Below are 18,241 nucleotides of genomic sequence, written 5' to 3' on the forward strand. Positions count from 1 at the left end.
GCCTGGAACACATTCTTCGCCAGATCGAGCCCGACAGTGGTAATCTCCGACATGACCGCTCTCCTATGTGGATCCTTGCAGGCCCACCTTGGCACACAGATGCCGTCGGAGGGCGGTCACATCATCAGAGCCCCCATGCTGGCGAAACCCTGACTATTCGCGGATGGTCTGAGCGCACCGGCCTTTCTATTCCGACTATCAAGGAGCGGATCAGGAAGGGATGGCCGATGGAAGAAGTGTTGCACCCTGTTGATAGGCGAGGCGCGCATATGAAGCAGAAAGCGGCCTAACCTATCAGACGCCATAGGAGGTCCATCCTGTTATTCAGGTAGGGTGACATGGCCAAAGGGTAAGGCACGATTTGTGTGGGCCGGCAAAGTAATTTAACCAGCCTTGGTGACGCTAATTACCGTAAATTCAATACTGTCGGTCGGATTTACGCTAAAGTCTAGGCCGCCACACCCCAAGAATCTTTCTCTTTCGTTTGGTGCTAGATTGACAGAGTGTTCTTGAGCGCTCTTGATTGTAGTATTGGGATTATTTCTTGTGCCGGCAAGAGATTTCACCTCGACCTTATATACTATTTTTATTGAATATGTGTTCATGCTGTTGGCATAGAACGGTTGAAGTCTTCTGTTAGCGCACGAGGCGTTATATGGTCCTTGTGCTACATATCCAGTTGGATACTCTGGCTTAGCCTCTGTGGCACCATTGGACAGCTGAGCGTTACCCGGCGTGGCGGGTATATACCCTAGCCCCCCCTCTCGTGTTCCTCTCAGTGTTCCATATGAATTTGCATCATGTGGTTTTCGGGCATCCTCTGCAAAGGCTTCATCAAGCCACGCTGGAAACTCTGTTGAAATTTTAAGTGCAAATGTGGTCGCTTCAGATAATATGGCTTCCGATGAAGGCATTGGTCTGTTGGGCTGATTTCGTGCTGAATCATAAGCATTCAAAATTAGTCGGAGTTTACTTTCTAGCCTTACGTTTTCCAGTTGTAGCTTTGAGATCTCTAACTCTAAAATCGAGATTTCAAGATCTCTGTCGGAATTTGTGGTTTGGGCTTGCAATGTTGACGCTGAGAATGACGCGATGAACATTGCTAATAATGAGATGTGTATATTGGGCCACATAGCATAGTTCCCCAAAGTGGACAAAGCAGCTTGTCTGGAATTGTAGCGATAGATCTGCGATTCGTGAACAGATAGTCGTCTAGGTTAGGGGGCTACCCTCAACTTCCACCCTATTCAGGGAACCGGCGTGGGGACCGACGCGCAAGAAATGTTATAATATAACTTTTCCTGATGAATCGCGCATGTTACATAGCTTTCGTGATGTATTGCGCGAGTAACGAGTATGCCCCTGCCCATCGCCCTTGTCAGGGCGCACCTGAATCTTAGCGAAGACGAATTTGGCGGTGTCGCCCCGGAACTGCTGACCCATTATGCCAACGTTGCGGCGATGTGGGTTGCCGCTTACACCGGCCAGCCCTTCACCAGCGACAACGCCCTGATGGCGCAAGCGGCGCTGCTGCTGGTGGCGCATCAGTGCGAAAGCCGCGAGGCGATCACCTTCGCCAGCACCTACCAGCTTCCTTTTGGCGTCCATGACCTTCTGTCGCCCCTGAAAGAACGTGTCACCGGCTACCGGCGCGAAGCGGAGGCCGAGTAATGGCCCGTATCCTTGAAGGTTCCGAGGCGATAGCGCGCAAGCTGGCGGCTCTGAAAGACAAGGTTCCCGAGGCGCTGCGTCCGGTTCTGGTGAAGGCTGGCGAGGAAATCGCCGCCGATATGCGCACCCTTGCCGAGAGTTCGCGGCGCACGGGCGATCTGATCGAGAGTATTCACGTCACCGGGCCGGGCGAGACCACGCCCGCGCATTCCGCCGATGGCGGGCAGCGCACGGCAGGCGAGTTCGAGGTTCTGGTAACGGCGGGCGATACCGACACGCGCCACGCGCATCTTGTAGAGGGCGGCACCAAGCCGCGCTTCCGCAGGGACGGCAGCACCACCGGCAGAATGCTAGCCGCGCCGTTCTTCAACCCCGCGTGGCGGCTGAACCGCCAGCGCCTGCAACGGCGCATTGACCGGGTGTTGCGCAAGGCAATCAGGGATGCGGCGAAATGATCGAACTCGGCCTGTCGCTGCAAACCGCCGTCCGTTCCGCGCTGATCGCCAATGCGGGCGTGACCGCACATGTTCACCCCGACCGCATCCGGGCGAAGTTCCATCCGGCCCGAGCACCTGCCGTCTATTGTCCTGTCACCGGCTCGTGTCGCGCTGCTAGGTCGTGCTGCGGGCGGGCAGGTGGAGGCCGAAGTGGCGCTGATGTTGAACCTGTGGTGACGATCCGCGAGGACAAGCCTAGCGCGAACCTCATACGCACTGTGCGGTGGATGCTTGGCGAGGAAGGGGAGGCCGCGTGATGAGCGACAACGGCATGAATGAGGCCAATGTGTTTCGGTTCGAGGTCGAGGAACTGAAACGCTGGCGCGATGAGGCCGGATTGCGCGTTCTTCCGTCTGATGAGGGTGTATGTTCCGACCCTCGGGATAGTCGAGATATTCGGGCTATGCTGAATCTTCTTTGTGAAAGGCCCGCAACGCATGGCGAGGCGGCTGCGCTGATCGCGCATGAGATTGAGGCGCGAAAGGTCAAGCTGCGCGCCATTGGCGAACCGGCCTAACCACCACCACCACGGGCACCCCAACGGGTGCCCGTTTTTTCTCTCTATCCCAACCGACACTTTCCCGGTTCGACCGTATCAACACTTAGACGGTTGACGCGCCGGGCCACCCAAGCAGGGCCGAGAGCGTTGCGATTAGTCGGTGAGTGCGCGGGTCTCATTTGCCCATCAACCCCGACACGGCACGGCGGGGCATATTCTCCCCCGCGCGGTGCCGAAGTCCTGACTTACTCCATGCGACCGGCAAGGGCGGTGCGAAAGCATCGCCCTTTCTACATGCCGGGCGAGTCGCGGAAGGGCCGAATGTGCCGTGTGGAACACCCACACAACTGTAACACACAGCGAGAGGTGTCGGTAGTTAAGTTATTGATTTTGCAGGATTATTTTTGAGTTTCCGCATTATTCTTCCGATTGTGATCAGACAGAGGTCAAAGGTCCCGATGTCGGCAGGCAGGGCGTAGATATCGGCCTCAAGAAACCGCGTCCTGGCGCCGGATGCGTCCGCCAGCCGCTGCGCCTGGGCGAGGAATGCGCCTGACTGGTCGATCCCCAGCTTCGGCACGATCCCCAGAGAAGCGAGGGACAACAGCTCCCGCGCGTTGTTGCATCCGACCTGAACCGCTGACCGTCCCGCGAGATCGAGACGGCGCAGCTTGTCTGTCAACGTCTGGTCGAGAACGGAAAAGCCGGGATGTGCGGCCTGGGCCAGCAGATGCTCCCACTGCGTTCCTTGTGCGTGCAGCGGTGCCGAGGCCTCCCAGGCTGCGCGGTTCGCCGCCGTATAGGCGCTCGTGGACTTGCGGGTCATCCCTTCCCCTTATTGCGGACAGCAAAACACATCAGGCAGCATATGGGTAGACGCTCGAATATGCACCGAGCTATGCTTTCGGCATGAGCGACATCCTGTCCCGGCCCTACGAAGCTGATGATCTTTCCGCCTGCCTCGCGATCTTCGACGGCAATGTGCCGGTATTCTTTGCCCCGGAAGAACGAGTTGAATTTTGTGAGTATCTGGAAAGCGTCAATGCCACCACAACGCACTATTTTGTGCTTGTTCGGGATGGGATCGTGCTTGCCTGTGGCGGACTGACCATCGATGAAGCACAACGGAAGGCATCGTTGTCGTGGGGGATGGTCGATCGAAATCTCCATGGGCAGAGGCTTGGAACCCGTCTGACCCAAGCCAGACTGACGCTGGCCCGGTCAGTCCCGGGGCTTCTTGAAATGGTGCTGTCCACGAGCCAGCACACCCACGGGTTCTATGAAGGCTTCGGTTTCAAAGTCTCGCTGGTGACGCCTCGCGGTTTCGGTCCCGCATTGGATCGCTGGGACATGGCTTTGCGTCTGTGGCAGCCAGAGAGACAATGACAGGTTTGTCCAGCCTCACTGTCGTTCCGGCAGCACGAGGTTTGGCCCCCCAAAATGTCATTGCGGCACTGACATGAGGCGATCATTAATTCCGTGATGCCTGTTACTCCTTTTCGCCCCACGGACCGCGCCAACCTTGCTCACCTCCTGGCGAGCTATCGAACATGGCTTCTCGAAAACACCGCGGAGGTCGCGGAAGCCGAACGCGTTGGTGTTGAAATCCGAAATCTGAAGGAGACCGACTGGCAACCTCAAGGATACCATCTTGCACGTGCCGCAGATGGAGATGTGACCGGCTGTATAGTCATGAAACTTGTGGACGATACGGTGCTGATTTCACGATTTCATGTTTCCCGGCCAGGAGGCGGCACTGGGAGATTGCTTTTGAATTACGCTCTTCAGATCGCCGCATCTCAACGGGTTCGATGCGTGGAACTGGATACCTCCATCAAAATGGTTGCCGCGCAGCATCTGTATCTCTCGCTGGGGTTTGTGGACGTGACGAAAGAGCATGATGCTCCGGAAGCCGGAGTGATCTACTTTCGGAAGGTGCTTCGATAACGCTCAATGCACCCGCCCCAGAGCGTCCGCTTTGCCTCCGCCCAGCTGGTCCAGCGTAATGGGGCGAGGCTGTTCTGTCGAATCGACATGAAGGCCCACCACCGGCAGCCGGGCAAATCGCAGCACGCCTCGCTTCGTCGCTTGGGCAGCATACTGCTTTGCCCAGAGTTATCGCCGTCGCGTCGTCCAGCACGAGCGGTCGGCCAGATCGTCGCTCGGAGCCATTGCGGATGGTCAGGGGCTCGGCCATTATCCAGTGACAGACGCCCGTAGGAATAAAAATGAAACGTCACAACCTCGGGATCGCGGTCATCCTGATTTTCGCGGGCATGTCGGTGTCCGCGCAGGCTGACCCGCTCTCATTGGGGCAGCGGATGGCAGAAGGGTTCCTGAGTGGTGATGTCGAGACCGTCTGGTCCTCATCGACGCGGGAAATGCAGCGAGCCTTCGGATCAGCCGAAAATCTGGCCGCGTTTCGTGATGACCTTCTGGCAGATTTCGGATCGGAACAAGCTGTCCTGTCCGAGCGCACGGCAGAGCAGGCAGGTCACGATGTCTATACGCGCGTTTCGCGCTGGACAGAGACGCCTGCGCCGCTGGAACTTGTCATCGCCTTCGATGGTGCGGAACGGATCTCAGGATTCTTCATAAGGCCTCAGCCTGTCGCCGTACCAAGCTCATATCTGGATTACGAAACGAAGGCGGTGTTGCGCCTGCCCGTCGATGGGAACTGGTTCGTCTACTGGGGCGGACGCGACATCGAGGACAATTACCATGCCGTCGACGTGGGGCAGCGATTTGCACTGGACCTGCTGATCGTGCGGGACGGGCAAACCCATTCCGGCGACGCATCGGAGCTCGAAAGTTACTATTGCTGGGGGCAGCCGGTGCTGGCCCCGGCGAAAGGCATCGTGATGCGGGCCGTCGACGGCTTGCCGGATCAGGCCATCGGAGAGTCAGATGTGGCGAATCCGGCCGGAAACCATATCGTTATCGACTTTGGCGGCAACGAATACGGCTTCCTCGCCCACCTGCAACAAGGCAGCCTCCGCGTCGCGAAGGGAGATGTCGTTGCGACAGGACAGGAAATCGGTCTGTGTGGAAACAGCGGCAATACATCCGAACCACATCTGCATTTCCACATGCAAACAAGCCCGAGACTGGGACAGGGCGAAGGCTTGCCAGCGCAATTCACGAACTATCGGGCAAACGGGGTGCTGATCAACCGGGGAGAACCCCAAAAGGGAGAAAGCATCCACCCCGCCGAATGATCGCAATGTCCCGCATCGCTGCCGCCGTTGGCCCGGGCTAGCAAGGGTAAGGGTGCGGTCAGGTTGGCGGGACCGACAGTCAGAGCCCCAAGCTGTCGGTCAAGCTCCTATCTGGATCGAAAAGCGGGGTGGATGCGCATCCTTACGCTCGAACCCCAATGCCTCGTAGAACGCTTGGGCCTTGTGGTTGTCGGGATGGGTGCCGACCGTCATGTAGCCGCACGACAATGCGTTCGCCTTGATCTTGCTGGCTTCCACGAGGCTATTCCCAACTCCGCGCCCCCGGAACGAGGCTTCGGTGAACAGGTGATGCATGTCGATCCCGCGCAATCCGAACTGGAGTCGGATCAGTCGACAAAGGGCGACATAACCGACCAGCTCACCATCTGCTTCCGCGACAAGAACGTAGAGCGATGGATTTTCACCCGAAATATCCCGGATAAGGTCGTGCGCCGTCAGTGTCGGTGTATCCCCATGGTGAGCGGCGAGCTTTCCGGCCATCTCGACAATGCGCTCTGCATCGATTTGTCGAGCACAGCGGACCAATCCGAATTCGGTTTGTATCGGTAGGGTGTGCTTTTGCATTTCTAGCTCCATTTCGCCGTAGGAGCCAACCATCTGCCACCATACGGCGGCAGCATGTTGATATGCACCGCGCTCAGATGAGGCAGCGATAATAGGTCACGAACTGGGTAGCATTCATGGTCATACGGTGTTCGTCGCAGCAATCCCGCTGTGTGTCAATGACGGGTTTGTCTCGCAGAGCTGCGGCGCCAACGAGTATTGCGCTGCGGCTCCGCTTGAACGACAGCTTTACGAAATGCTGCCTAGCAGCATACATCGACGCTGATCGTCGGCTCGTGCGGCGGGTCGCTCGAGACCGGCGATCCTGTCGGCTGCTGTGTCGCACCATGTTGCTCGGGAGCCCGAAGCCGCCATTCGCCTATGATGCTGGCCTACCGCAGCGGAAGGTGGGACAAGATGTCCACGATGACCTCCGCATACCTGCCGTCGGGATCCAGATCGGGGTCGAACACCGTGACGGTCATGCCCAGACATGCCTGATCGGATACGCACCTGCTCAGGACATGAACGAGATCTTCGACGTCCAGACCGGGCGAGCCGGGGCAATCGACGGCCGGCATGATCTCCTGATCCAGAACGTCGACGTCGAAGTGGACCCAGAAGCCATAGTTCGGGGACAAGGCAAGTCGTCGGAATATCTTCTCCAGAACGGCGGATGATCCGATCTGCCGCGCCTCGAACACGTCGATCCGTTCGATATCCGTCCAGTTCACGTCCGGCCAGGCGAAGTCGGGGTTGGGGTTCTCCCGTTCCCCGAGTTGGATGACGTTACGCTCGGCGACCAGGGGGCCCGTTACACCCGGCCAGTCAACTGCCCAGGCCTCGCCCTTCCCCGTCGCCATGGCGAGATCCATTCCGGCGGCAGCACCGAGCATCGCGTTCGTGTCGTAATTGCCTGGATGGCGAAAGTCGCTGTGCCCGTCGACATGCAGTAGCGAAAGCGGACCGTGCCGTCGTGCTCCGGCCAGAGCGCCCAGCAAGATGGAGCAGTCACCTCCGAGAACCAGGGCGAAATCACCCTCCCGCAGCGCTTGGTCCACCTCGTCGGCAAGTGCGAGGTTGAAGCTCCGCATCCGTGGTCCGTTCCGCAGCTGCGTTCCGATCTGTGCCTCCGGAGAGTAGGCAGGGCGTTCCAGCGAGACGACCTTGGCAGGAGCGAGGAGTTCCTGCAAACCCGCGTTCATGAGCACGGTCGGTGCCCGCCATGTGCCGGGTTCGTGGCCGGGCCTCAGCGGGCTGAGGCCGAGGTTCGAGGGTGCCATAATGATCCGCATGCAGCCTTCGTAGCGGCCTATGAGGCTTCTGTCGATGGAATGTTGAGTGACCGCGATGTCCGCATAGCTACCATCATGGCCGGGAGTTTGCTGCGGTACCAGTCTAACGTCGGCTTCGCGGGTACGGCCACGCAGCATCCGTCGAGGCTGACCGTCGGCTCAGGGCCGCCCGTTACTTATCCGTCCTGTCCTGCTGCTTTCATGAACCGTCCCGGCGGCTGACCAGTGTGGCGGCTGAAGGCAGTGCTGAAGGTGCTGGCGGAGCCATAGCCGACCCTCGCCGCCACCCCATCCAGTGCGATGCCGCCGCGGCGCAGCAGGTCGCGCGCGACCGCCATGCGCCATGCGGTCAGGTATTCGATCGGGCGCGAGCCGACCATCCGGGTGAAGCGTTCGATGAAGGCCGAACGCGACATGCCCGCTTCGCCTGCAAGATCGGGGATGGTCCAGGGCCGGGTGATGTCGCCATGCAGGCCGCGCAGGGCGCTGGCGATGCGCGGATCGGTAAGCCCGCGCAAGAGGCCCGGTTGCGTCGTCCGGGCGGGGGCGGCGCGCAACGCCTCGATCAGCAGGATCTCGACCAGCCGCTCCAGGATCAACTCGCTGCCGGCCTCATCCCGCGCGGCCTCGTCGCCCAGCATCCGCACCAGTTGCGTCAGCCGGGGAATGCCGCGGATGTGGATCATCCTGGGCAGCAAGGTCACCAGCAGAGCCGCGTCGGGCATGCCGAAGGCGAACCAGCCGCCGACTTGCCGCATCTCGGGCGGGCCGTTCTGGCGACCGTAGCGAACCTCGTGCTGCGGCGGCGAGGAACTGGCGTCGATGCGCTGCACCGGCGCGGGCGCGAGGCTGGACATGCTGAAGGTCGGTGTGGCGGGCAGCAGGACGAAATCGCCTTCCTCGACCACCACCGGGTCTTCGCCCTCGACGGCAAGGCGGCAACTGCCCTCGATCACCGCCGCGAAGGCGGGGCGGCCGAAATCGACATATTTCACCGCCCAGGCCCCGGCGCCGCTGATCCCTTTCGAGAACACCGCCTGCGGGCGCAGCAGTTCGATCACCTGGGTAAGGGGGTCAGTCATTCGGGACTATCGCCAATTCATTCTGGATTATGGATTGATGATCGTCCTGATCATGCGCGCTACATCCTTCTTGTCAACCAGAACACACAGGAGACCGCCATGAACACCGTTCTCATCACCGGCACTTCGTCGGGCTACGGGCTGGAAACCGCCCGCCATTTCCATCGCAACGGCTGGAACGTCATCGCCACCATGCGCACCCCGCGCGAGGGGTTGCTGCCGGATGGGGTGCGGGTGCTGGCGCTGGATGTTACCGATCCCACCAGCATCGCCGCCGCCATCGGGGCGGCAGGCCCCATCGACGTGCTGGTGAACAACGCGGGCATCGGCCTTGTCGGCGCCTTCGAGGCCGCACCGATGGACTACGTCCGCAAGATCTTCGAGACTAACACCTTCGGCACCATGGCGATGGTGCAGGCGGTGATCCCGCAGATGCGGGCGCGGCGGGCTGGCGTGATCGTCAACGTCACCTCCAGCGTGACACTGGCGCCGATGCCGCTGGCCGCAGCCTATACCGCCAGCAAGCAGGCGGTCGAAGGCTTCACCGGATCGCTGGCGCATGAATTGGGGGCCTTCGACGTGCGGGTGAAACTGGTCGAGCCCGGCTATGCCCCGACCACCCGCTTCGCGCAGAACATTGACTTTTCCATCGACGAGATGATCCCCGAGGCCTATGCCGATTTCGCCCGGCCGATCTTTGATGCCTTCGCCAACCCGTCCTTGACCACGACGGAAAGCGATGCGGCTGAGGCAGTCTGGCTGGCGGCGAACGATGTCTCCGACAGGCTGCATTATCCTGCAGGGCCGGATGCCGTGGCGCTGGCCCGGGCAGGATGACCAGCTGACCGGCGACAGGCGGTCACTCAGCCCCGCGAGGCTGGCCGGCCTGCCATCTCCCGCACCAAGGCGAGGAAGGCCGCAAATCCTGCCGAAGGGTTACGCCGACCGGGATAATACAGGCAGAAGCCCGGGCGTGGCGGGGTCCAGTCTTCCAGCAGGCGGACCAGACGACCGGCGGCAATATCGTCGGCCACATCCTGTTCGATGAAGAACCCGATGCCCGCCCCGTCCAGCACGGCGGCGCGGGCGATGGCGGCCTCGTCCAGCGTCAGGCGGCCTTTCGCCTCGAGCAGAACCTGCTCGCCACCTCGCTCGAACGGCCAGCGGAACAACGCCCCGTTCGGCAGGCGCACCCGGATGCAATTCTGAGCAGGCAGATCGGCGGGGGTCAGCGGCGCCGGATTCGCCGTCAGCCAGGCGGGCGCTGCGACAACGGCATATCGCTGCGGTCTGCCCAAAGGCAGCGCGATCATGTCGCGAGGCACCAGATCGGCGGGCCGGATGCCCATATCGAAGCCCTCGGCCACGATATCGACCAGCCGCCCCTCGGTCACCAGATCGACCTGTATCTCAGGATAGCGGCGCAGGAATTCCAGCACCACCGGCGTTATCTCCCGCCCCGCCTGAACCGAGGCATTGATGCGCAGCAAGCCCGATGGCGTCTCGCGCTGCGACCGCACGCTGTCCATCGCGCCACGGATCTCGGCCAGCGCCGGGCCGACCCGTTGGACGAAGTCCCGCCCGGCATCGCTGAGCGAGACGCTGCGGGTGGTCCGGTTGAACAGCCGCACACCGAGGCCGGTTTCCAGTCGTCCGATGGTATGGGACAGCGCCGTGGTCGACATGCCGAGGTCGAGCGCCGCCGCCCGGAACGATCCCCGACGCGCGATGGCCAGCACCGCTTCGATCCCTTTCAGTCCCGCATCCATCATCGTCCCGATTTCGTCATCACCACATATCTATTTATCCCGATTAATGTGACAGCGGTCGAGCGCTATGTTCCGGACAGCAAAGAAAAGGACTGCTCCCGATGAAGCTTCCCGTACCGATCCAGACATATTTCAGCGCTGAACCTCCGCAGGATAGTGCCGCGCTGGCTGCGGCTTTCGCCACCAACGCCATCGTCCGCGATGAGGGCCGCGTCCACCGCGGCCCGGACGAGATCCGCGTCTGGTGGCAGGCCGCCAAGGCCAAATATCGGCACCACGCCGAGCCGCTGGATCTGACCGAGGTCGCGGGCAAGTCAGTGGTCCGCGCGCGGGTCAGCGGCGATTTCCCCGGCAGCCCGACCATTCTGACCTTCGCCTTCGGGCTGGCGGGCGACCGGATCACCGATCTGGAGATCGGCTGATGACCGGCTTCCTGACACTGGAGGGCAAGCGTGCGTTGATCACCGGCGGCACGCAGGGCGCAGGCGCGGCCACCGTCGCCCTGTTCCGTGAGCTTGGGGCGCAGGTGCTGACCACAGCGCGCACCCGCCCCGAGGGCCTCCCGGCCGAGATGTTCGTCGCCACCGATCTGACCAGTTTGCAGGGTTGCGAAACTGTTGCCGAGGCGGTGCGCAACCGCTTGGGCGGCGTGGATGTCATCGTTCATATGCTGGGCGGCTCCTCCGCGCCCGGCGGCGGCTTTGCGGCGCTGGGCGAGGCGGAATGGCAAACCGAGTTGAACCTGAACCTTCTGCCAGCCGTGCGTCTGGACCGCGCGCTTTTGCCGGGGATGGTCACGCAGGGCACGGGCGTGGTGATCCATGTCACCTCGATCCAGCGCCTGCTGCCGCTGCCGGAGGCGACGACCGGATATGCCGCCGCCAAGGCAGCACTGTCGGTCTACAGCAAGAGCCTGTCGAAGGAGGTCTCTCCCAAGGGCGTGCGGGTCGTTCGCGTCGCCCCAGGCTGGATCGAGACCGAAGCCTCGGTCCGGCTGGCCGAACGGCTGGCCGCGGAGGCGGGCACCGATCTGGAGGGCGGTAAGCGGATAATCATGCAAAGCCTCGGCGGCATCCCCCTCGGTCGTCCGTCAATACCTGCCGAGATCGCGAACCTGATCGCCTTCCCTCGCATCGGATCGTGCGGGCAGCATCACCGGCACCGAATATGTGATTGATGGCGGGACCGTGCCGACGGCGTGAGAGTGCCCGCTGCGCCGAGCCGGAATGCCTGCTTTGAAGGCATCCTATGGCGCTGCTGCGTCGCGGACAACCGGCAGGTTTGGCCGCTCATGCGAACCAGTTGGAGCTGCTACTCACCGGCCCACCTAGCCCCGGACATCGAGCTGTCTTCCGTAACGCATGTCAACCAATTCCTCGTCTGAGAGGTCAAGGTAGCCTTTCTGTGTCGCAGCGGCGAACTCCAATAGGTTCCATGGGCCCGTCTTTGCCGTGTTGCCCGGGTCGGGCATCCTATCTAACCTTCGCTCCATCCCGTCAGGGTCGAACAGATCGGCCCCGGTGATAACAATGACGGGCGAGGCAGGGTTTCTATCCGTGCGCGGGCGTGACCATCCCCATCGGCAAAGATCAGCGAGGCGTCCCTTTTCCTCATCCGACAGCACGCTCTTCAGGCAAGCTGCAATGAGATAGGCTCCGGGCAGCCATTCGCCGAGGCGGCGGAGTCGGTCGACGTCGGCCTGCTTGAAGGCGTCTTCAGCAAAGCCTTTGCACTCTCCGACCAGCAGGCTCGGTCCGGCGAGACGACGCCCACCAATGTCCCGGTCATGCCAAGCGAAAATATCCGTTTCAAGCCGCTCGCCGTCCCTCGTCAAATCGAGGGCCGTGGCGAAGGTCATCGCTGGCGCCATACCGAAGGCCTGGCGCAGAAAGTTCAGCGTCAACAAGCAGGTGTAGGAGCCACCGGCGAGATTTGGGACAGCGTAGGGGCCGACAACGCGATATCGCCAAGCGGTCCTCGATGGCAGTTGGCCCTGCGGGAAGGAAAAGACGGAGAGGCACCGCTCGCAAGTGACCTGCGCGCCGACTTGGTCAAGGTCATACCAGTTCCATTTGCCGCAGTGGTCGCATTGGACAGATAGGCCGAGCCGGAGAGCTCCGATATCGACGAAAGGTTGCAGCGTTGCAGCCCGCCCCCGACGCGCCCGGATGGCACGCAACATGGGCTGTAGCTGATCGACCGTAGCGGTCCGAAAAGGCACGTCCTCGACCTCGCCGACCCCGGTTTCCCGTCGACTGTGCGCCATACGGTCGAACTGGCGCAGGACTGCCTCGTGGCCGATGATGCGGCTTTGGTTAAGGCCGCCCAAGGTGGCCAGCATGCTGTGGGCCACCCGCCCGGCATCGGACGGCGCAGCCTCAATCCCCTGCGCGGTTAGCCACGCCTTGATGACATCGCGCATGAAGGGCAGCCGGATCGAGTGCCCACCTTGGTTGTAGGAATGGAAGGTAAGCCATCCTTCGCGCGTTGGGCGCTGCTCCATCAACTCGGACTGGGGAGGATAGGCTCGGCTGCGGTCCACTGCAGCGGACGGCATCGCATCCGCCCGATCATCGTTGGAACCGTAGAACCGGTGGCTGATCGTGTTTACCCAACCGGCGTCTAGATTGCGCGTCTGGCGCAGGTAGGGCGGGGCGATGTGGGGAACCCGCACAGCCCACCGATCGTCGAGCGGGACCTCAACGTCCCGACGCTCTGCTGAAAGATACGAAGGCTCTGGACGGCTGAACAGACCCGGATCTTCCAGCCGCCATATCGGATCATACCAGGTCTTGATCGCGTAGCTGCCATCGGGAAGGCCGGCTTCTGACAAGCGCAAGGCTTCGATGATTGCAGGGTCGAGCGACCGCCCAAGCTGGATCGTCGTGTGGATCATCAGCCCGCTGGCGTTGTTGGGCAGCGGCCGGTGTTTCCGGCGGATGAGGTCGACAACGAGATCGCGCGAACCTTTGAGCCAATGGACGTTGACCGGTACGACGTCCCGCCGGAACAGGCGCAAGTTCCAGAAGTCGATTATGTCAGGGCCGCTGAGTGGATCGAAGATAAAAATCGTCTCGCCCCACGACCTTTGAAAGAAGCGTTCCGTCCCGTGGAGAGTGACGTCGAATGGACACATCGCCTCCTGCCGTTCCATGACCGCCCAGGTCTCGACATCTGGCGGAACCAATTGTGCATCGAAGGCTCGCTCATATGTCGCCTCAATCCCAGCGAAGTCAGGGCGATCCGGAAACATCCCGTAGGCCATCTCGAAGAAGGCCTGTCCGACCTCATCCCCGACCCCGAAGCGCAGCAACTTGCGTGGGGTACGTCTTTCGAACTGGAACTCCTTCTGATGTAAGTAGGCGTAGACGTGGTCCATCGTCACACCGACGTCCCGCATCGTATTCACGGCACCCTCGACTTGCACGAACACGCCATGGCCCAGATTCGGATGACGCTCGTAGCGATCACTGGCATGAGGATCTATGCGCTCGAGCTGGCCAGCACAGGTCTCCACAAGCAGGTCCGGCTCAAAGTAACTTAGCAGGCCACGCGTCAGCTCGTTCGGATCGGGATTGGCAAGGTTGGCCTCGCACCAAGCCGGTGGAAGGGCGTCCATGATCGGGATCATCGGACAGGCGATGCCGCCCCATTGGCAGGTCGCGATCCTTGCAACCTCAGAAAGCGTTCGCCTATCGAGTGGATCTACAAGGAAGCCTAGCCGAATAGGACGAAGGTTGATCTCAAGACTTGCGGTACTGGTTGTCATTTTTCATTCGCCTTGGGCACGCCCTCTAATGTGGAACTGCCGCCCAAAACCGGGGCCTCCAATACGCAGGCGGCTTGTGATTGCCGATGAGCACACATCCGCGGCTTGGTGGTCGGTCGGCCCGCGTTGGAAATTCTCCCAAGTTTGAAGCCACGGGGCCGGGCTCTGCCTATAGAAAACACTCTCAGTTTTAGATTTCAGATTCAGACTCGTACTCGTCTTGAGCCCGCTGCGCGGCATGATTTCCAGCCGTCCACGTTTTGTAAACGAGCCAGTCTTCGGCGAGGAAAAATTCGCCGCCCAGAACCTTGGCGTTCTCATCGACCAGTCGTTTCTTCATTGCGTCTTCGCCAACAATGGCGACCGCAGCATTGGCGTATGGTGCTTCATCCGGCATCTGCACAGGGAACAACATCTGCCACTGGAACGATCCCGCCGGATAGGCGCTTTGAATCTGGTTCCTGCGCGCGAGCGGGCTTTTCGAAAACCCCACCTTGATGATTGATTGTTCCTCGACATCGGCCGCGGGGCATCCGAGATACGCCGCAATGTCTCCATCTAGCTTAAGGATGTAGAGGAATTTCGGCCCGTCAGTCTCGCCGACCGTGTAGGGCGCCGAAGGCGGAGGTACGGCGCGGCTTGGTGAGAGCGCGCTTTTCAGCGTCTGGATAGTCGGATCGGCAGCAGCAGTGCTGCCATAGACATGCACCTCTTGCACGTCCAGTCGGAGAAGCTTCTCGGCTTCTTCTGCCCCGACCTTCACTCCGCTTGCGCCGATAAACTCGGGGTGGGCGCTGTTATAGGCCTCGGGAAATATGTCCTCCACGCGCTTCCAGTCTTCCGGCACGATGCTCCAGGCGCGAGTGGCTTTGACGGCACATAGCCATTTTCCCTTTGAGGTGGGATCAAGCTCCTTCTCCCGCCAGCGATCACCCGAAATGTAGTTTTGCGCGTGGCCCGCCTCGTGCGAGAGTTCCAGCACGCCGACGACCTTGCCGCGCATGTCCTCGAGGCCTTTGCCCTTCGTCACATTGATCGCGACCAAAGTGCCCGGCCGTGACTGGGTCAAGAAACGGTTGCGCTTGGCTTCGTCGGCAAAACCGATGCATCCCCATTGCGAAGGGTTGAAACCCCAGAACGAAGTCAGCCAGACTTCGCGACCATCGGGGAGCTTGGTCGGGTCGGGCTGTAGCTCCGGCACGCTCGCCCAATCAAAAGCAAAGACCCCTTGCTGGGTCGCCTCAATGTCTATGTCGCCGAGGACATTGCGGATGTATTCCATCGCGTCTTCATGCGGATGGCGCTCGCCTTTCCTGACGAGCACTGTCGTCAGAGGAGGCAGCTTCTTTTCGGCGAGGTAAAGGAGGATAGCTTCGAGATGGGCACCCAGGCCGCGCCCGTTCGGATGGTTCCAGCCGACTGCTTCCCCTACTTCCTGATAGGTTGTCCTTTGCCCAAGTGCAGCCTTGGAGGCCAGAAAGCGGGCAATCTCAAATTGTAGTGAATCCATGTTATTAGGTTCCCACGATCCTCTACCGCTCCCTACCATCTGTGTGGCATTATGCGCAGAAAATAATATCGGCTAGCTGAAAGAACGAACGGCCGTGAAGGCCATTCTTCAATATTTTGCTTACGCCACTTGGCCACGCCAACTGCCGCATTTCGAGAGCTTCCACAGCCCTGAGAGCGACTATGCGACCTCAGCGCATTAGTCGACACATAACGCCGGGGTTCGGATTATGTCGGGCTGATCCGCGGAACCAGGTACGTTTCGCTTGGCGCGGCGCGGCGTATCGGCATAATTCAGAGCGCTTCGAGGAATGCCAAGAGTTCGTCACCCCGTCGATATCGTCCGCCTGTCTGGCCAACCGGCTTTGCCAGAGTCATCGCTCTATCTTTCAGCTGGACATTATTGTGTTTAGGGGCTTTGCCGCGGCACCGCCTGAACGGCGGCTTCGGGAAATGCCGCTCTGCAGCATGAAGCAGCCACGACCGGCAGGTAAGGGCCGAGTTTGCCAGCACATCTGCCCACGTACTCGGCTTTCTATACGCACGCCAGACGCGTGTGTCACCGAACCTTATTTGGGATCAGGAGATTTCTTCCGCCGCTCATAGGCCGAAGGGGGGTAGTTCGTTGCCTGAAGGGAGGAATAGTGTCCAAAAGGGACGATTACTGTGGCAATCCACATTATTCTAATTGGTCGGAGCGAGAGGATTCGAACCTCCGACCCCCTGCTCCCGAAGCAGGTGCGCTACCAGGCTGCGCTACGCTCCGACCGTGTGCGTGCTCCTATATCACTTGTGGGGGAGTGGCAAGTGCGATTTCTGCTATTCATTTCATCATCTGCCAGCGTTGTTCCGGCGGGCGGATCCTGTCGTGCGCGGGTGGCGAAACTGTCGGATGACGGGGGACAGCCGCCGTTCTGTTTCGGGCAGGGCGCCATGCCCGCCGGGCCGCGGGGCGGGAGACCCTGGCAAGCCCTCGTGGCAGAATGAAACGCCGCCCCGGCGGTCACCGGGGCGGCGTTTCTCTTTCAGGCCGGATCCGTTCAGGCCGGATCAGGCGACGGCGACGAGGCCGCGCTTGTGTTGCAGGTGGCGCATGACCATCTTGCGGCCCTGCCGACCGGAGACGAGCATCCGGGCCGCTGTCGGTGTGTAGTCGCGCGCGCGCAGCTCGGGGAAGATCGCGAAGATTTCCTCGATCGCGGCGCGGCCGACGCTCTTGAGTGCCTGCGGCCCGGTGAAGAGCGACTCGGTTTCCGCCCCGTTCGAGATCACCACCTCATGCCGGTCGAAGAGAATGTGGAAATATTCGACACCGGCCAGATCCTCGGCGATGTCGATCCCTTCGACCTGAAGCAATTGCTTCGCGGCGATCAGCACCTCTTTCGCGCCGAACAGACGCTCGGCGATCTTTGAACGCACCAGGATCCGGTGCTGCGGCGAAACGACCAGATCGTTTTCCGGAATGCCCTGACCGAGCGCGCCGGCGCGGATGCGGATCGGGCGCAGCTTTTCGTTCCGCGCCAGATCTTCGGCGGTCTTCGGGCTGCGGCCGATCCAGCGGATCGGTTGCGGCCCGTGATCCTTGGTCAGGACCAGATCGTCGACGGCCAGATCCTCGACCCGGCGGTCGCCCTTGGGCGTGCGGATCATCGTTCCGGCGGCGAAGCAGACCTGCACCGTCGACGGATCGAGCGACTGGTGATCCTTCACCCCGCCCGGGACCACGGTCAGCACCGTGCCCTGCGGCGGAGCGGGGCCATCCCAGATGAAGCCGACAATCGTCGTTTCGTTCGCGGACGCCGTTCCATCCTCATCGCTGAAAGTGGTGACGGAAATCGCCGCCAGGACGTAGCGGTTGCCATCCGCGTCCTGAAGCGTGATTTCATATTCATCCTCGATCGCGGCACCGGCGGGATAGGTCTTCCCGCCGATTTCCAGAGGCTGGTCCAGAATCTGCGTGCGCGATTCAATGCCGCCGTTTCCATCGTCCGACCAGAGCGGATCATCCGTCAGTTCTGCGGCCCCGTCGGTCCGAACTTGGGCCGTGGTGGCTCCTTCGGTCGTATAGCTTGTGGTCTTGCCCCACCAGCCCGATCCGTCGACATATTGAAGGTTCGCTTCCGTTCCGGAAAAATTCAGGGAACTCAGCGGGATGATCTTAAGGGTAAAGCCCATGGGCGCATTTCTCCATCAAATATTGGCGGTCGGGAAAACCCGGCGAGGCGTCGATGGGAAAGAGGCAATACCCGCTCACAAGGAGACGGCGGAGAATTAGGACACAGACAGCTTTCGCACATCGAAACCCGCAGACGCGAGTAAGTATGCATTCATTTATGACGGCCCGATGGGGACTCGTCAACGTTCACGA

At 60.9% G+C, this 18,241-nt stretch carries 20 protein-coding genes and 1 tRNA gene; 11 read left to right on the plus strand and 10 right to left on the minus strand.

Translation table 11 applies throughout. The features are described 5' to 3' along the window. Positions 1-290, plus strand: a 290-nt coding sequence (locus tag D2T30_RS23450; protein ID WP_206613042.1) for a hypothetical protein, incomplete at its 5' end; no start/stop codon positions are given. A 93-nt stretch (positions 291-383) separates the two neighbouring features. Here the strand turns inward: D2T30_RS23450 and D2T30_RS20900 are convergent. Next, on the minus strand, positions 384-1,133 hold the full coding sequence (locus D2T30_RS20900; protein ID WP_128210401.1) for a hypothetical protein: 750 nt from the start codon (positions 1,131-1,133) through the stop codon (positions 384-386). Positions 1,134-1,356: 223 nt separating this feature from the next. On the opposite strand from D2T30_RS20900, the gene D2T30_RS20905 reads away from it, so the two are divergent. Genes D2T30_RS20905 through D2T30_RS20920 form a run of 4 tightly spaced genes read left to right on the plus strand, consistent with a single transcriptional unit; the run spans position 1,357 to position 2,685 of the window. Further along, positions 1,357-1,671 carry a head-tail connector protein gene (locus D2T30_RS20905; RefSeq protein WP_128210402.1) on the plus strand — a complete coding sequence of 105 codons (315 nt, stop codon included), beginning with the start codon at positions 1,357-1,359 and terminating at the stop codon, positions 1,669-1,671. Further along, on the plus strand, positions 1,671-2,126 hold the full coding sequence (locus D2T30_RS20910) for an HK97 gp10 family phage protein (protein WP_128210403.1): 456 nt from the start codon (positions 1,671-1,673) through the stop codon (positions 2,124-2,126). Before D2T30_RS20905 ends, D2T30_RS20910 begins: the two co-directional genes overlap by 1 nt. Beyond that, positions 2,123-2,425: a hypothetical protein gene (locus D2T30_RS20915; protein WP_128210404.1), complete on the plus strand. Its 303-nt coding sequence runs from the start codon at positions 2,123-2,125 to the stop codon at positions 2,423-2,425. The genes D2T30_RS20910 and D2T30_RS20915 overlap by 4 nt, the downstream gene beginning before the upstream one ends. Continuing rightward, entirely contained in the window at positions 2,425-2,685 is a 261-nt protein-coding gene (locus D2T30_RS20920) for a hypothetical protein (protein WP_128210405.1), read from the plus strand. The genes D2T30_RS20915 and D2T30_RS20920 overlap by 1 nt, the downstream gene beginning before the upstream one ends. Positions 2,686-3,043: 358 nt before the next feature. Here the strand turns inward: D2T30_RS20920 and D2T30_RS20925 are convergent, their stop codons facing one another. Beyond that, the gene (locus D2T30_RS20925) at positions 3,044-3,493 is read right to left on the minus strand and encodes a class I SAM-dependent methyltransferase (RefSeq protein ID WP_128210406.1); all 450 of its coding nucleotides are present in this window, start codon (positions 3,491-3,493) and stop codon (positions 3,044-3,046) included. An 83-nt stretch (positions 3,494-3,576) separates the two neighbouring features. Between D2T30_RS20925 and D2T30_RS20930 the strand changes: the two genes are divergently transcribed. From D2T30_RS20930 to D2T30_RS20940, 3 genes are all read left to right on the plus strand, one after another. Next, positions 3,577-4,053 carry a GNAT family N-acetyltransferase gene (locus tag D2T30_RS20930; RefSeq protein ID WP_128210407.1) on the plus strand — a complete coding sequence of 159 codons (477 nt, stop codon included), beginning with the start codon at positions 3,577-3,579 and terminating at the stop codon, positions 4,051-4,053. A gap of 96 nt (positions 4,054-4,149) precedes the next feature. Then, positions 4,150-4,614, plus strand: coding sequence for a GNAT family N-acetyltransferase (locus D2T30_RS20935; RefSeq protein WP_241651365.1), 465 nt, complete (start codon positions 4,150-4,152; stop codon positions 4,612-4,614). Between the two features lie 281 nt (positions 4,615-4,895). Next, positions 4,896-5,885 (plus strand): M23 family metallopeptidase, encoded by a 990-nt coding sequence (locus D2T30_RS20940; RefSeq protein ID WP_128210409.1) that lies wholly within the window; start codon positions 4,896-4,898, stop codon positions 5,883-5,885. A gap of 99 nt (positions 5,886-5,984) precedes the next feature. On the opposite strand, the gene D2T30_RS20945 is transcribed toward D2T30_RS20940, so the two are convergent. The 3 genes from D2T30_RS20945 to D2T30_RS20955 all read right to left on the minus strand — a co-directional run bounded on the left by D2T30_RS20945 (position 5,985) and on the right by D2T30_RS20955 (position 8,826). Further along, positions 5,985-6,470 carry a GNAT family N-acetyltransferase gene (locus D2T30_RS20945; protein ID WP_164884386.1) on the minus strand — a complete coding sequence of 162 codons (486 nt, stop codon included), beginning with the start codon at positions 6,468-6,470 and terminating at the stop codon, positions 5,985-5,987. A 371-nt stretch (positions 6,471-6,841) separates the two neighbouring features. Beyond that, positions 6,842-7,744: an arginase family protein gene (locus tag D2T30_RS20950; RefSeq protein WP_128210411.1), complete on the minus strand. Its 903-nt coding sequence runs from the start codon at positions 7,742-7,744 to the stop codon at positions 6,842-6,844. Positions 7,745-7,920: 176 nt separating this feature from the next. Further along, complete coding sequence (locus D2T30_RS20955) at positions 7,921-8,826, minus strand: AraC family transcriptional regulator (RefSeq protein ID WP_128210412.1); 906 nt, start codon at positions 8,824-8,826, stop codon at positions 7,921-7,923. Between the two features lie 99 nt (positions 8,827-8,925). On the opposite strand from D2T30_RS20955, the gene D2T30_RS20960 reads away from it, so the two are divergent. Further along, complete coding sequence (locus tag D2T30_RS20960) at positions 8,926-9,663, plus strand: SDR family oxidoreductase (RefSeq protein WP_128210413.1); 738 nt, start codon at positions 8,926-8,928, stop codon at positions 9,661-9,663. Positions 9,664-9,689: 26 nt separating this feature from the next. Here D2T30_RS20960 and D2T30_RS20965 read toward each other — a convergent pair whose 3' ends face one another. After that, positions 9,690-10,595: a LysR family transcriptional regulator gene (locus D2T30_RS20965; protein WP_164884387.1), complete on the minus strand. Its 906-nt coding sequence runs from the start codon at positions 10,593-10,595 to the stop codon at positions 9,690-9,692. 101 nt (positions 10,596-10,696) lie between these two features. Here D2T30_RS20965 and D2T30_RS20970 point away from each other — a divergent pair, with 101 nt between their 5' ends. Next, a complete protein-coding gene (locus D2T30_RS20970; protein ID WP_128210415.1) occupies positions 10,697-11,017 on the plus strand; it encodes a nuclear transport factor 2 family protein in 321 nt (106 codons plus the stop codon). Continuing rightward, a complete protein-coding gene (locus D2T30_RS20975; RefSeq protein ID WP_241651364.1) occupies positions 11,017-11,772 on the plus strand; it encodes an SDR family oxidoreductase in 756 nt (251 codons plus the stop codon). Before D2T30_RS20970 ends, D2T30_RS20975 begins: the two co-directional genes overlap by 1 nt. Before the next feature lie 150 nt (positions 11,773-11,922). Here D2T30_RS20975 and D2T30_RS20980 read toward each other — a convergent pair whose 3' ends face one another. From D2T30_RS20980 to D2T30_RS20995, 4 genes are all read right to left on the minus strand, one after another. Next, positions 11,923-14,364: a hypothetical protein gene (locus D2T30_RS20980; protein ID WP_128210416.1), complete on the minus strand. Its 2,442-nt coding sequence runs from the start codon at positions 14,362-14,364 to the stop codon at positions 11,923-11,925. Between the two features lie 190 nt (positions 14,365-14,554). Then, entirely contained in the window at positions 14,555-15,874 is a 1,320-nt protein-coding gene (locus D2T30_RS20985) for a hypothetical protein (RefSeq protein ID WP_128210417.1), read from the minus strand. A gap of 688 nt (positions 15,875-16,562) precedes the next feature. Continuing rightward, a tRNA-Pro gene (locus tag D2T30_RS20990) sits at positions 16,563-16,639 on the minus strand. 284 nt (positions 16,640-16,923) lie between these two features. Next, positions 16,924-18,048, minus strand: coding sequence for a Hint domain-containing protein (locus D2T30_RS20995; protein ID WP_128210418.1), 1,125 nt, complete (start codon positions 18,046-18,048; stop codon positions 16,924-16,926). Positions 18,049-18,241: the final 193 nt, after the last annotated feature.

Origin of the sequence: Paenirhodobacter populi (assembly GCF_004022215.1) — a bacterium.
Lineage (GTDB): Bacteria > Pseudomonadota > Alphaproteobacteria > Rhodobacterales > Rhodobacteraceae > Rhodobacter > Rhodobacter populi.

What these genes read in the sequence shown, in the direction of transcription:
- D2T30_RS20935 (WP_241651365.1), top strand. Translation starts at nt 4,150, where the DNA reads ATGCCTGTTACTCCTTTTCGCCCCACGGACCGCGCCAACCTTGCTCAC.
- D2T30_RS20945 (WP_164884386.1), bottom strand. Translation starts at nt 6,470, where the DNA reads ATGCAAAAGCACACCCTACCGATACAAACCGAATTCGGATTGGTCCGC.
- D2T30_RS20925 (WP_128210406.1), bottom strand. Translation starts at nt 3,493, where the DNA reads ATGACCCGCAAGTCCACGAGCGCCTATACGGCGGCGAACCGCGCAGCC.
- D2T30_RS20930 (WP_128210407.1), top strand. Translation starts at nt 3,577, where the DNA reads ATGAGCGACATCCTGTCCCGGCCCTACGAAGCTGATGATCTTTCCGCC.
- D2T30_RS20960 (WP_128210413.1), top strand. Translation starts at nt 8,926, where the DNA reads ATGAACACCGTTCTCATCACCGGCACTTCGTCGGGCTACGGGCTGGAA.
- D2T30_RS20905 (WP_128210402.1), top strand. Translation starts at nt 1,357, where the DNA reads ATGCCCCTGCCCATCGCCCTTGTCAGGGCGCACCTGAATCTTAGCGAA.
- D2T30_RS20975 (WP_241651364.1), top strand. Translation starts at nt 11,017, where the DNA reads ATGACCGGCTTCCTGACACTGGAGGGCAAGCGTGCGTTGATCACCGGC.
- D2T30_RS20940 (WP_128210409.1), top strand. Translation starts at nt 4,896, where the DNA reads ATGAAACGTCACAACCTCGGGATCGCGGTCATCCTGATTTTCGCGGGC.
- D2T30_RS20955 (WP_128210412.1), bottom strand. Translation starts at nt 8,826, where the DNA reads ATGACTGACCCCCTTACCCAGGTGATCGAACTGCTGCGCCCGCAGGCG.
- D2T30_RS20980 (WP_128210416.1), bottom strand. Translation starts at nt 14,364, where the DNA reads ATGACAACCAGTACCGCAAGTCTTGAGATCAACCTTCGTCCTATTCGG.
- D2T30_RS20950 (WP_128210411.1), bottom strand. Translation starts at nt 7,744, where the DNA reads ATGCGGATCATTATGGCACCCTCGAACCTCGGCCTCAGCCCGCTGAGG.
- D2T30_RS20970 (WP_128210415.1), top strand. Translation starts at nt 10,697, where the DNA reads ATGAAGCTTCCCGTACCGATCCAGACATATTTCAGCGCTGAACCTCCG.
- D2T30_RS20965 (WP_164884387.1), bottom strand. Translation starts at nt 10,595, where the DNA reads ATGGATGCGGGACTGAAAGGGATCGAAGCGGTGCTGGCCATCGCGCGT.
- D2T30_RS20915 (WP_128210404.1), top strand. Translation starts at nt 2,123, where the DNA reads ATGATCGAACTCGGCCTGTCGCTGCAAACCGCCGTCCGTTCCGCGCTG.
- D2T30_RS20900 (WP_128210401.1), bottom strand. Translation starts at nt 1,133, where the DNA reads ATGTGGCCCAATATACACATCTCATTATTAGCAATGTTCATCGCGTCA.
- D2T30_RS20985 (WP_128210417.1), bottom strand. Translation starts at nt 15,874, where the DNA reads ATGGATTCACTACAATTTGAGATTGCCCGCTTTCTGGCCTCCAAGGCT.
- D2T30_RS20995 (WP_128210418.1), bottom strand. Translation starts at nt 18,048, where the DNA reads ATGGGCTTTACCCTTAAGATCATCCCGCTGAGTTCCCTGAATTTTTCC.
- D2T30_RS20920 (WP_128210405.1), top strand. Translation starts at nt 2,425, where the DNA reads ATGAGCGACAACGGCATGAATGAGGCCAATGTGTTTCGGTTCGAGGTC.
- D2T30_RS20910 (WP_128210403.1), top strand. Translation starts at nt 1,671, where the DNA reads ATGGCCCGTATCCTTGAAGGTTCCGAGGCGATAGCGCGCAAGCTGGCG.